This is a genomic window from Pseudarthrobacter linnaei, from assembly GCF_055412825.1.
The window spans coordinates 283,746-294,467 of sequence record NZ_JBVAYX010000003.1; the positions used below are offsets into that span (position 1 = coordinate 283,746).

Annotated in this window: 14 protein-coding genes; 6 read left to right on the forward strand and 8 right to left on the reverse strand. The window is 66.3% G+C overall.

What is annotated here, in order from left to right:
• Positions 1-9 precede the first annotated feature (9 nt).
• Positions 10-414 carry a hypothetical protein gene (locus ACZYZ3_RS05115; protein ID WP_463962748.1) on the forward strand — a complete coding sequence of 135 codons (405 nt, stop codon included), beginning with the start codon at positions 10-12 and terminating at the stop codon, positions 412-414.
• A gap of 45 nt (positions 415-459) precedes the next feature.
• Here the strand turns inward: ACZYZ3_RS05115 and ACZYZ3_RS05120 are convergent, their stop codons facing one another.
• Positions 460-621, reverse strand: coding sequence for a tetratricopeptide repeat protein (locus tag ACZYZ3_RS05120; RefSeq protein ID WP_463962749.1), 162 nt, complete (start codon positions 619-621; stop codon positions 460-462).
• Positions 554-946, reverse strand: a complete 393-nt coding sequence (locus ACZYZ3_RS05125) for a tetratricopeptide repeat protein (RefSeq protein WP_463962750.1) — start codon at positions 944-946, stop codon at positions 554-556. The genes ACZYZ3_RS05120 and ACZYZ3_RS05125 overlap by 68 nt, the downstream gene beginning before the upstream one ends.
• Positions 947-1,154: 208 nt before the next feature.
• Here ACZYZ3_RS05125 and ACZYZ3_RS05130 point away from each other — a divergent pair, with 208 nt between their 5' ends.
• Positions 1,155-1,391, forward strand: a complete 237-nt coding sequence (locus ACZYZ3_RS05130) for a hypothetical protein (RefSeq protein ID WP_463962751.1) — start codon at positions 1,155-1,157, stop codon at positions 1,389-1,391.
• 104 nt (positions 1,392-1,495) lie between these two features.
• Here the strand turns inward: ACZYZ3_RS05130 and ACZYZ3_RS05135 are convergent, their stop codons facing one another.
• Together ACZYZ3_RS05135 and ACZYZ3_RS05140 are read right to left on the reverse strand one after the other, a co-directional pair.
• Positions 1,496-2,782: an MFS transporter gene (locus ACZYZ3_RS05135; RefSeq protein WP_463962752.1), complete on the reverse strand. Its 1,287-nt coding sequence runs from the start codon at positions 2,780-2,782 to the stop codon at positions 1,496-1,498.
• Positions 2,783-2,804: 22 nt separating this feature from the next.
• The gene (locus ACZYZ3_RS05140) at positions 2,805-4,046 is read right to left on the reverse strand and encodes a M20 metallopeptidase family protein (protein WP_463962753.1); all 1,242 of its coding nucleotides are present in this window, start codon (positions 4,044-4,046) and stop codon (positions 2,805-2,807) included.
• A gap of 137 nt (positions 4,047-4,183) precedes the next feature.
• Between ACZYZ3_RS05140 and ACZYZ3_RS05145 the strand changes: the two genes are divergently transcribed.
• Positions 4,184-5,218 (forward strand): Lrp/AsnC family transcriptional regulator, encoded by a 1,035-nt coding sequence (locus ACZYZ3_RS05145; RefSeq protein WP_463962771.1) that lies wholly within the window; start codon positions 4,184-4,186, stop codon positions 5,216-5,218.
• Between the two features lie 791 nt (positions 5,219-6,009).
• On the opposite strand, the gene ACZYZ3_RS05150 is transcribed toward ACZYZ3_RS05145, so the two are convergent.
• Together ACZYZ3_RS05150 and ACZYZ3_RS05155 are read right to left on the reverse strand one after the other, a co-directional pair.
• On the reverse strand, positions 6,010-6,405 hold the full coding sequence (locus tag ACZYZ3_RS05150) for an ankyrin repeat domain-containing protein (protein WP_463962772.1): 396 nt from the start codon (positions 6,403-6,405) through the stop codon (positions 6,010-6,012).
• A gap of 252 nt (positions 6,406-6,657) precedes the next feature.
• Positions 6,658-7,218, reverse strand: a complete 561-nt coding sequence (locus tag ACZYZ3_RS05155; RefSeq protein ID WP_463962754.1) for a GlcG/HbpS family heme-binding protein — start codon at positions 7,216-7,218, stop codon at positions 6,658-6,660.
• A gap of 214 nt (positions 7,219-7,432) precedes the next feature.
• Here ACZYZ3_RS05155 and ACZYZ3_RS05160 point away from each other — a divergent pair, with 214 nt between their 5' ends.
• From ACZYZ3_RS05160 to ACZYZ3_RS05170, 3 genes are all read left to right on the forward strand, one after another.
• Positions 7,433-8,626: a sensor histidine kinase gene (locus tag ACZYZ3_RS05160; protein WP_463962755.1), complete on the forward strand. Its 1,194-nt coding sequence runs from the start codon at positions 7,433-7,435 to the stop codon at positions 8,624-8,626.
• Positions 8,623-9,249, forward strand: coding sequence for a response regulator (locus tag ACZYZ3_RS05165; protein WP_463962756.1), 627 nt, complete (start codon positions 8,623-8,625; stop codon positions 9,247-9,249). The genes ACZYZ3_RS05160 and ACZYZ3_RS05165 overlap by 4 nt, the downstream gene beginning before the upstream one ends.
• 518 nt (positions 9,250-9,767) lie before the next feature.
• The gene (locus ACZYZ3_RS05170) at positions 9,768-10,046 is read left to right on the forward strand and encodes a DUF3846 domain-containing protein (RefSeq protein ID WP_463962757.1); all 279 of its coding nucleotides are present in this window, start codon (positions 9,768-9,770) and stop codon (positions 10,044-10,046) included.
• A gap of 118 nt (positions 10,047-10,164) precedes the next feature.
• Here the strand turns inward: ACZYZ3_RS05170 and ACZYZ3_RS05175 are convergent, their stop codons facing one another.
• Both ACZYZ3_RS05175 and ACZYZ3_RS05180 read right to left on the reverse strand, forming a co-directional pair.
• Positions 10,165-10,374: a hypothetical protein gene (locus tag ACZYZ3_RS05175; protein WP_463962758.1), complete on the reverse strand. Its 210-nt coding sequence runs from the start codon at positions 10,372-10,374 to the stop codon at positions 10,165-10,167.
• 25 nt (positions 10,375-10,399) lie between these two features.
• A partial coding sequence (locus ACZYZ3_RS05180) for a beta/alpha barrel domain-containing protein (RefSeq protein ID WP_463962160.1) occupies positions 10,400-10,722 on the reverse strand: 323 nt, incomplete at its 5' end.

Genomic DNA, 10,722 nt, shown 5'->3' on the forward strand with positions numbered 1-10,722 from the left:
GTCGTATCCATGCGAAAAATGTTTACCGTACTGGCCGTGGGTCTGCTGGCCATGGTCCTGGCGGGTTGCGGGGCAAAGCCGGGAACCTCGGACCCAGACTACGCCGCCAAGTACAAAGCGGCGGTCGAGCAGCTGGCTCACGTCGCCAGCGTGGACGCCAGTTACAAGTCCTCCGGCGGCATGGGACGGAGCGGGGATGTCTTTCTCCACGCCGACACCTCGGACCGGGAAGAGATGATGGGCCTCCTGCGGGATGCTTTTCCGGCGATTGTGGACGCCGCCGCTGGCGACCCGGAAGTGAATCTGGCGATCCAGGTGATTTCTGCGGATGAAGCGTCGGCTGTCTCGCCGACCGATCTGGGGTATTCCGGGACAGGGTCTTTGACCAGTTACCGGACGTTCCTCGGCAAGTGAGCGTTGGGGCCGCGACGCCGGTGTCGCGACAACGCAGCTGACCGCCTAGTTGTCTGTCAGGAGTCTCGCGTAGTTCGCCATCGAGCGCTGATACCGGGGTAAATGGGGAATGAGTGCCTCGAGCGCGGCGCGGAGGGCCTCAATCATGACGGCCGGCGTCCCGGAGAGCCAGGGCCCGTACGGCGCTTGGTGCCCCGCCCAAAGCATGCGGATCGGCGTGGGCGAGGATCTCTAAGGCTTCCGCCGTGTGCCCGAGCGCCCGCTGAGAGCTGGCCATCTGGACATAGGTTCGTGTCTGCCTGATGGGGTCGAGCCCGGAAGCGAGCCCGGACTCGTAAAAGGAGACGGCGTCGAGAGTCAGTCCGGTTGAATCGCGGATGCAGGCGCGTTCGAAATCCGCGCGTCCGTCGGTGGCCGGTGATGCGGCAGCGAGTTCGTCCAGTTCGTCGACGATGTCTTTGCCGTCGGTCGCTGATGCCGCGAAGCCCGTCCAGAACGCGGCTATGCGGCGCTCCCATTCGTCAATTGTCATTGGCCGATCCTACTTGTGCCCGGGTGCCCGGACCGGCGCATACCGTGAGCTCTCCAGCAGCCTCGCCTACGACGCCGCCTAACTCCGGCTTAGCCGCCAAATGCACGGAGCAGGGCAGGTGCCCTGTTCGTTCGTCTTCCGCCCGGCGGTCAACGACGACTCCGTATTGCTGGTGTCGCTAAGGTCCAAGGCGTGACAGACTGCGGCCATGAGTATCGAGCAATGGTGGCCGAAGCTGAAGCCCTCGACGCGGGATTGGCTGATTGAAAACAACGGCGACGTGGTGCCGGCGGAGGTGCTTCGTGAGATCGAGGAGGCTGGCGGATCGGCCGCTTCCGGCCCCTGGTGGGTGGGTGAGCACGGGCCTGCCGGATTCTATTTCTCGGACGAGGCCATCGACTGGATTGAGGCCGTAGGAAACGGCGAGACACCCGGCGGTCGCTGACGTCTGCAGGGATTTTCCACGTCACCCACAAAGTGCCCCCAGTCTGAATGGGGGCACTTTGTGGAGGCCTGCACGGCCAATGCTGACGAGGCCTTCAGGGCTGCCTAATGCGTCAGGTCCTTGCCTTTGGTCTCCGGGATCGTGAAGACGAACAGCACGCTGACCAGCAGCAGCGCCACGGCATAGACGTTGAACACGTTGGCCAGGCCGATGGTCCCGAGCCAGGTCTGCAGGTACGGGGCGGTCCCGCCGAACACGGCCACGCAGATGGAATACGGGACGCCGACGCCAATGGTCCGGATGCTCGTGGGGAACAGCTCCGCATACACGGCCGGAACGATCGCGGCGCTGGCGGCAATGAAGATCAGCATGACTGACATGGCCACGGCCAGCTGCCAAGCCGAATCCTTCAGCAGCCAGGTCATCGGAAAGTGCATGACGGCGGCTCCGGCCGCACCGGCCCAGAGCACCTTCTTGCGGCCGATCCTGTCGGACAGCATGCCCCAGAACGGCAGGGCGGCGATGAAAACGATGTTGGCGACCACACTGGCCCAGAGGGTTTCACCGCGGTCGATTTTCAGCGTAATGGCGGCGTAGCTCGGGGCCACGACCCCCCAGATGTAGTAGATCACCGTGAGGCCCACGGTCAGCCCGATGACCTGGAGTGCCTGCTTGCGGTACTGCACGACCTGCGGCCAGATCGGGGCGCGCTTCTCGGAGGCCATCTCGCCTTCGAAGGCCCCGGACTCGTGCAGTTTGGAGCGCATGATCAGCGCGTAGAGGCCCATGATGGCACCGACCAGGAATGGGATGCGCCAACCCCAGTCATTCATTGCTTCGGTACTCAGAGTCATGTTGAGGACGGCGCCCAGCAAGGTGCCGGCCAGGATTCCCACGGTGCCCGAGGTGTAGATCAGGGTGGCCCACAGGCCGCGCTTCTCTTTCGGGGCCACTTCGGAGAGGTACGTCTGCGACGACGGCAGCTCACCGCCGTGGGCCAGGCCCTGGATCAGCCGGGCGACCAGCAGCATCACCGAGGCCCAGACGCCGATGCTCGCGAAGGACGGCGCGACGCCGATCATGAGGCTGCCCAGCGAGGCGAGGCCGACGGCGAGCGTCATGGATGTTTTGCGGCCGATGCGGTCGCCGATCCAGCCGAAGAGGAAGCCGCCGACCGGACGTGCGACGAAGCCGACGGCGAAGATCGCCAGCGTCGCCAGCACCGCCGAGGCTGGATCGGCCTTGCTGAACAGCTGGCTGGCGATGAACGGCGTGAACGTGGCGTAGATCGCCCAGTCGTACCATTCGACTGCGTTCCCGATGCCCGTCCCAAGGAGGGTCTTCCGTGTGGCCGCCCGGCTGGAGAGCTGGGGGTAGGTGATGGTGGTCATGGTTTCTCCGAAAGAAGTAGGGCTAGGAAGCGGAGGACGGGGGGTTGCCGGCGGACGCCAAGGCTGCGATCCGGGCAATGGCGAGCTCGGCGTAGAGCGCCGCACCGTCGGCGAGGACGCCGTCGTCAAACGTGGCGAACGGGGAGTGGTTGAAAGCGGTTTCGGTGTGATCCGCTTCCGGGGCGACGGCGCTGAGCCCGATGAAGGTGCCCGGCACCGCTGCCATCACCCGGGAGAAGTCCTCGGAGCCGCTGAGCGGGGTGGCCCAGCGGGTCAGCCGGGACTCCCCGAACAGGTTCTGGATGGTTCTCTCCGCGGTGAGTGTCTCATTTTCGTCCGTGATGCTCAGCGGGTATTCCCCGCGGTATTCGACCTCCACCTCCAGACCGTGGGCCTGGGCGATGCCCTTCACGAGCGTGGGAACCGCGGTCATCATCCGTTCGCGGGAGGCGTGGGAGAACGTCCGGACGGTCGCCTCGATGCGCGCCGATTCGGGGATGACGTTGCGCGTGGTGCCCGCGTGCAGGACGCCGACGGTCAGGACGACGGGGTCGAACATGTTGAACTGCCGGGTGATCATGACCTGCAGCGCGGTCACCATCTCGGCGGCCGCGGTGACGGGGTCCTTGGCCGCGTGCGGGGCGGAGCCGTGGCCGCCGGCGCCCAGAACGGTGATGAACAGCCCGTCCGAGGCGCTCAACATCACGCCCGGCTTGGTGGCGAACTGGCCGTACGGCTCCAGTGAGGAGAAGACGTGCATGCCGTAGGCCGCGTCCGCGCGCCGGCCCGCGGCGTCCAGAACCCCTTCGCGGATCATGTGCCCGGCGCCGTCGTAGCCCTCCTCGCCAGGCTGGAACATCAGGACCACGTCGCCGGCCAGTTGCTCCCGGCGTTCGGCCAGCAGGGTGGCCGCCCCGGCCAGCATCGAGGTGTGGAGATCGTGCCCGCAGGCGTGCATCGCGCCGTCGACCCGGGATGAGAAGCCGACGCCGGTGCGCTCCTGGACGGGAAGCCCGTCCATGTCCGCGCGCAGCAGGACAACAGGTTTGTCGGCCGACGCGTGCGGTGCGCCGCCGCGCAGGACCGCGGTGACCGACGTCGTGGTTTCACCAAGGGTGATTTCGTACGGCAGGCCGTCGAGCGCTTTGAGGACTTTCTCCTGGGTCCGGGGGAGTGCCAGGCCGATCTCCGGCTCCTGGTGCAACTCATGGCGCAGCCGGGTGATCTGGCTGTGCAGTTCCCTGGCATCGGCGGTGACCGACATATGTTCCCTCTTCCCGAACGATTGGTAAGTACTAGCACCCATTGTGGAGTGGCTGGAGTCACATACTGGAAATTGGCTGGAAAAACGCAAAAGTATGATGGGTGGAACAGGAATCATGCATCGACGGCGGAGGGCACGTGAACATCAGTGAGGAAGACCTTCAGCTGATCAACGCGCTGCAGATTGCGCCGCGGATCAGCTGGTCGGATGCCGCCGGCATTCTGGGCGTCCACGCCACCACCCTGGCGGCCCGCTGGGACCGGCTGAAGGCTTCCGGCACCGCCTGGAGCACAGCCCATCTGATCGGCGATCCGAAACAGATGTGCCTGGCGCTTGTGGATGTGGACTGCGACATGGAGCTGCGCGCCGAGGTCACGGCCGCGCTGGCGGCCATCCCGGAGGTGGTCACGGTGGAGGAGGCGGCCAGCAACCGTGACCTCATGCTGACGGTCATCACACCCACCCTGGCCAACTTCAGCGGCCACGTGATGCCGCAGTTCAGGAAGATCCCGGGCCTCACCAAGTACCAGACGTCGCTGTGCACGCGGCTGCACTCCGGCGGGTACGCGTGGCGGCTGAACGTCCTGGACAAGTCGCAGAAAGCGGCGCTCCAGGCGCTGGCGGGGCCCGAGGCCTCCGGGCCGGCCCCGACGGGAAACCAGGGTGCGCCGCTGCCGCAGAGCCACCTGGACCTGATCCCGTTCCTGGCCAGGGACGGGCGGGCGGCGGCCGCGGACATCGCACGCGCGCTGGCGCGGAGCCCGGCCACGGTCCAGCGGCAGCTCAACCGCGTGCTGGCCAGCCAGGTCCTCTCGTTCCGGTGCGAAATCGCGCAGAAATACTCGGGATACCCGGTGGCCTGCCAGTGGTTCGCCAATGTCCCGCCCGGCCAGCATGAGGCCGCCGCGGCAGAGCTGCGCAGCTTCCGCAACATCCGGCTCAGTGCCTCCACCACGGGCCGCACCAACTTTGTGATCCTGATGTGGCTGCATTCGCTGGCGGACGTGATGAACGCCGAACAGGCCCTGCAGCTGCGGATCCCCGGAATCCAGCTCGTGGAAAGTGTGGTGGTGCTCAACGCCGCCAAGCGGGTCGGCTGGATGCTGAACCCGGATTCGACGGCGACCGGCGCCGTCGTCGTGCCCGCGGCCGAGCTGGCCCCGACGGTGTGAGGGCCTGGGGGAGCAGGGCGCTCCGCGAGGGCGTCTAGTTCTTATTCTTCCAGTGCTTGGGCCACTTCACGTTCAGCAGCAGCAAGCCCAGCAGGAGCGCGTCAATGGTCATGTGGCGGCCATGAGGTAGGCCCAGCCGATCATCATGGGTTGCCCACCGCCGACCGACAGCCCGAAGTGTGGGGGTGCATCAGAATGCCCATGACGATCTCCTGACCTGGAATCCCCCCAGTCACTCGATAGTCGTCCCAGTGTGCCACGGCGGCGCCCGGGAGGGAACGGCGGCGACGCGAAGCTGTAGACAACCGTTTCTGTCCGTGACTGGCCGGCCAGCAAGGCGGCCACGTGATGGAACGGGCGGACCCAATGGTGTTCCTGCCCGCCCTCGTGGTTGTTGAACCGGTAGACCTCGATCGCCTTGGGAGAACGGCCAGCTCGTCGCGGACGGACTGGTCGTTCTCCCGTGCCCAGCCGCGTAGCGTATTTACGGCTTCCCAATGATGCAACCGCAAACGGCACACGACAAGAACTAGAGGCCCCCTAGACAGTGCGCTGGAATCCTGAAGTCCGTGGCCGCGGCCCAACCAGTCGGCATCCTGGTTACGCGTCTCGCCCCGGGAAAGTGCAGCCGAAATCAACCGAGTCGGACCGTCACGTGCTCCCGCGGAGCACGAGCGGCGAAGGCCATTTACTCCTCCGCAGTTACGTGCAGGTCACAACGCTTCTTCGCTCCAGCAGGATCTTTGCTAGCGGCGCTGGTGAGGACCGGGAAAGGGCGGCATTTTCTTCAGTCACCCGTTCCGCCCCGTCTGGATGATGTTGACTATCTCTTCATATCCCAGCCGGTTGGCGTTCTCCAACGCCGTTCGTCCCTGACGGTCCGGGATGGTGGGGTCCGCGCCGGCGGCGAGGAGCTGCCGGACCACGTCCTGCTGCTGGGGGCCACCGTTGTTGAGGAGGATGGCCTCCTGGAGGGCGGTCCAGCCCAGGTTGTTGACGTGGTTGACGGGCACCCCTGCTTCGATGAGGATCCGCACGGTCTCCACGTGTCCGTGTTCGCTGGCGGGGATCAGCGCTGTCCCGCCGTACCGGTTGGTGCTGGAAACGTCGGCGCCGTTGGCGAGCGTCAGCCGCAGAACCTCGTTGAATCCCTCTGCCCCGGCGTAGAGGAACGCTGAATCCTGGATCGCGTCCTTGGCGTTGACGTTGCCGCCGGCCCAGTGCCGCCTGAGCCTCCCGGGGCGGGACCGGCGGGGCCGACGCTGGCGAAGAAAGCAGCGGGGCCGGTGGCGTCAGACGCGGCGCCTGTTGCCCGGGAGTGATCCCGGACGTCGGGGACTCGGGCCGGAGGGGCCGCTCTGTTCCCGGGCCGCAGGACGTCAGCCCGAGCACCGCTGCGCAGATCAGGACGAGATTCCGGATCACGGCCAAGGTGACGCCTACTTGGCTGCACCCGGCGCGGCACCCGCAATGGATTCCGCCCCGGCTGCGGCGCAGGCTTCGTCGAGCATGCCGTCGGGAGCTCCTCCGACGCCGATGCCCGCCACGGACACCCCGTTAACCTTGAGCGGAACCCCGCCGGCCAGGAAGAGCGTGCCGGGGAGGTCAGCGATGCTCGGCCCGTTCCCGTTGATCCGTTTGGACAACTCGCTGGTCGGTGTACCGAAGGCCGCGGCCGTGTAGGCCTTTTCCCGGGCCGCCTCGATTGTGTGCTCGGCGGCGTTGTCGCCGCGAAGCAGGGCCTGGACGGTACCGAAGCGGTCGACCAGCGCCACCGTCACGAACGGCAGCTTGTCTGCCTGGCATTTCGCGAGGGCGGCCTGGACGGCAGCGGCGGAAGCACCCACGCTGATGCGGTTCTGGGCGACCACGTTCTGCGGAACAGGCTGGATGTCCGCCGCCGGGGCGGGACCGGTGTTGGCGGCGGCCGTCAGCCCGCCGGTCAGGAGCAGCGCCCCGGTGGTAGCGGCGGCAGTGATGAACTTCTGGGACTTCTTCATGGCTTCTCCTTGATGTGCGGTCTCGGGGCTTGCTCCGGGCTGGTGGACCGGGCCCCGAATCCATCTTGGCCGTTCCTGTGCCGGTGGGCATCGGGCCTTCGTCTGGCGCTTCCTCCCCCGTAAGGCCAGCAGCATCAGCCAAAAGGCTGAGGCCGGCGCCACGGCGCGGGCTCTAGCATGGTGGGTAGAACTCCATCGACCGGAACCGGATCCCATGTCCTCCTTGCCAGCTGCCCCGCCGGAGCCCTCCCAGCGCGGGTATGCCTCCGTGACCGGAGCGCTGGGCCGGATCGACGCCGTCATGCATCTTGGTTTTGCCGTACTCATGACGGCGTCGGCGGTCCGCTACGTCATGCGGCACAGCCCTGCGGATAACTTAGGCGTCCTGGCCCTCGCCGCGGCGGTCTGTGCGCTCTACGCGCTGATCGCCGTGCTCTCGCAGCGGCGCCGGCCGTGGGCGGTGTGGATGTTCGTCCTGGTAGTGCTCTGGGCCGTGCTGGTGATTGTGGCGCCGAGTTTTGCCTGGTGCTCGTTCGCGCTGTTCTTCCTGTGCCGCACGGCCTTCACCGGGCCGGGCGCCTACCTCGCCGCCGGCGCGACGGCGACGGCCACTGCCGCCGGGCTGTTCCGGCTGAGCGACGGCACGGATGCCGCGATGCTCCTGGGCCCGTTGGCGGTGGGCCTCATGCTCACACTGATCCACGACCGCCTCGAACAGGACGCTGCTGAGCAGCGCCGCCTGCTCGCAGCCGTTTCGCAGGCGCAGGACCAGCTGGCGGCTACCGAGCGCCGGGCGGGAAGCATCGAAGAACGCGCGCGGGTTTCCCGGGAAATCCATGACACCGTGACCCAGGGCCTGGCCAGCAGCCTCCTCCTCCTGGAAGCGGCCAACCGGTCCTGGCCCACCCCGGCCGCCCGTGAGGACGTCCGCTCCGCCAGCCGGATGCTGCGCCAGAATCTGGCCGAAACCCGCAGCCTGGTCCACGACCTCGCCTCCCCGGGACTGGACACGGCGCCGCTCCCGGAAGCGGTCTTCAAGGCGGCAGCGCAGTACCTGCCCGGTGTGCACCTGCTGGTCACCGGCGAGCCCCGTCCCGTTCCCGCCGACACCCGGCACGCCCTGCTCCGGGTGGTCCAGAGCGCGGCCGCCAACACGGCACTGCACGCGTCCGCGGCCTCCGCCACCGTGACGCTGGGCTTCCTCCCGGGCGCCGTCACGCTGGATGTGCACGACGATGGCGCGGGCTTTGATTCGTCGTCGCTGGCACCGCCTTCGGACGCTGGAGGCTACGGACTGCGCGCCATGCGCCAGCGGGTCGAACAACTCGGCGGCGTATTCTCGGTGGAAAGCCGCCCCGGCGACGGGACGGTTGTGGCCGCGGAACTGCCCACCAGGGAGAAACAGTGAAGACCATTACCGTGCTGCTGGCCGATGACCACCTGGTGGTCCGCAGCGGGCTCAAGGCGCTGTTGGCGACCCAGCCCGGCATTAAGGTGGTGGCCGAGGCAGCCTCGGGTGAGGAGGCCCTGGCCCTGGTGGAGCAGCACGGCCCGGCCGTGGTGATGATGGATCTCGCCATGGGGGCCGGCATGGACGGCATCGAAGCCATCAAGCAGTTGCGGCAGCGCAACAGCGGGCAGGCGATCCTCGTGTTCACCACCTACGACTCCGATGCCGACATCGTCCGCGCCGTCGATGCCGGGGCGATGGGCTATCTCCTCAAGGACGCCTCCCCCGAGGAGATCTTCGCCGCCGTCCGCGGCGCAGCCCACGGCAAGAGCGTAATGAGCGCACCAGTAGCCTCGAGGCTCTTCCAGCAACTGCGCAACCCGGACGCCATCCTGACCCCGCGCGAGGCAGAGCTGCTGTCCCTCCTGGCTGAAGGACTCAGCAACCGGGAGCTCGGTCAGCGGCTGTTCATCTCCGAGGCCACGGTGAAGACGCACCTGGCACACATTTACGCCAAACTCGGGGTTGAGACCCGTTCGGCGGCGATCGCCACCGCCATCCGCCGCGAGGGCATGCGCTAGGCGACCGTTCCCTAGCGTCCCCTTGTCTCGAAAAAGAATCGCAGGGCGTTATGTCGCAGTCCGGACGGTGAAATTTCCGGGTCTCTTTTGCGTCCAGGTCGGTTCCATAATGTGCACTACATCCCGCGGACCGGCATTATAAAATTGAGTGGGTATGGTGATGGATAGATAGCGTTTACAGCGATGACACGTCGCCCATGCCGGTGCACCAGCCGCAGGTGGGCCCGTTTCCGCTGCTTTGATAAGGGCCGTGGGCAGCCGAGCCCGAGATTCCACGCCGTGCCCGGCTGCCCGCAACACCCTAGGCCGCTGCCACAGGACCCACGGGCACCGCGGGTGCCGCGGATCCCCGTATCACTGAGGGTCCGAGTCTAATTCGCTACTCAGGCCCAATTCTCACGTGGAACGGACGATGCCAAGCTCATACAATGCCCGGAACGGGCGGCGCCTAAATTCTGTTCGGGCCTCGCTTAAAAGCTTTCAGGTCGCCAACCGTTGAAACGCAGAAAGGACCCTTCATGCGCACGAAATGCATCGCCCTGATTATCCCGGCAAGCCTAAGTCAGCCCATCCGCGCCGAAAAAATCAACACGACCCTAGCCTCGCGACAGGCCTTGGTTGAAGGAAACGTCGAAGCAATCACCGGTAAGGATTGGCACGTTTATCTGAACGACGAGGCAGACTGTATTCCCTTGCCCCTGAACGCCCGTGCCGAAGTGCTGATCCGTGAAGCAGGTTTACATCTCGAGGAGACAGCCAGCGGGACGGCCGTGTTCCTTGGCCACAAAGGGCGATGAAGCGGATGCGCCGGCACACCTGCTCCAGCTGGCCGAACGCCTCTTCGGCACCGCAATGGCCGCTTAGGTACATTCATCCGCGGAAGGGGATGCGCTACTTTACGGACATTGCCAAAGGTCAGCGGAGTAACGCGGAGCCGGCCCATGCTTCGTAGCCTTGGGCTTTGTCGATCATCTTCCGCGGATTGTTGCCTTCCTGCGCAAGCCAGAGGATGTTGGAGTCTTTTGTGGCGTGGTCAACGCGGCCTGTGCGGACGGTGTCTCCTTCGCGCCGGATTTCCACTGTCGCACCGATCAGGTGGGACCAGTCGTCATGACAGATGAACAAGTTCGTTCCTTTCAGAGTGTTGCTGTTACCAGCCGCGCTCGGCGAGGCGGTGCGGGGCCGGGATCTCGTCGACGTTGATGCCGACCATGGCCTCACCCAGGCCGCGGGAGGCCTTGGCGATCTCGTCCGGGTCATCGAAGAAGGTGGTGGCCTTCACGACGGCGGCGGCACGCTGGGCCGGGTTGCCGGACTTGAAGATGCCGGAGCCGACGAAGACACCGTCGGCGCCGAGCTGCATCATCATCGCGGCGTCGGCCGGGGTGGCGATGCCGCCGGCGGTGAACAGGACCACGGGGAGCTTGCCGGTGGCGGCAACTTCCTTGACCAGTTCGTACGGGGCCTGGAGTT

Coding starts and splice junctions, on each gene's coding strand:
- ACZYZ3_RS05130 (WP_463962751.1), top strand. CDS start 1,155: ATGAGTATCGAGCAATGGTGGCCGAAGCTGAAGCCCTCGACGCGGGAT.
- ACZYZ3_RS05115 (WP_463962748.1), top strand. CDS start 10: ATGCGAAAAATGTTTACCGTACTGGCCGTGGGTCTGCTGGCCATGGTC.
- ACZYZ3_RS05125 (WP_463962750.1), bottom strand. CDS start 946: ATGACAATTGACGAATGGGAGCGCCGCATAGCCGCGTTCTGGACGGGC.
- ACZYZ3_RS05170 (WP_463962757.1), top strand. CDS start 9,768: ATGCGCACGAAATGCATCGCCCTGATTATCCCGGCAAGCCTAAGTCAG.
- ACZYZ3_RS05140 (WP_463962753.1), bottom strand. CDS start 4,046: ATGTCGGTCACCGCCGATGCCAGGGAACTGCACAGCCAGATCACCCGG.
- ACZYZ3_RS05135 (WP_463962752.1), bottom strand. CDS start 2,782: ATGACCACCATCACCTACCCCCAGCTCTCCAGCCGGGCGGCCACACGG.
- ACZYZ3_RS05160 (WP_463962755.1), top strand. CDS start 7,433: ATGTCCTCCTTGCCAGCTGCCCCGCCGGAGCCCTCCCAGCGCGGGTAT.
- ACZYZ3_RS05155 (WP_463962754.1), bottom strand. CDS start 7,218: ATGAAGAAGTCCCAGAAGTTCATCACTGCCGCCGCTACCACCGGGGCG.
- ACZYZ3_RS05120 (WP_463962749.1), bottom strand. CDS start 621: ATGCTTTGGGCGGGGCACCAAGCGCCGTACGGGCCCTGGCTCTCCGGG.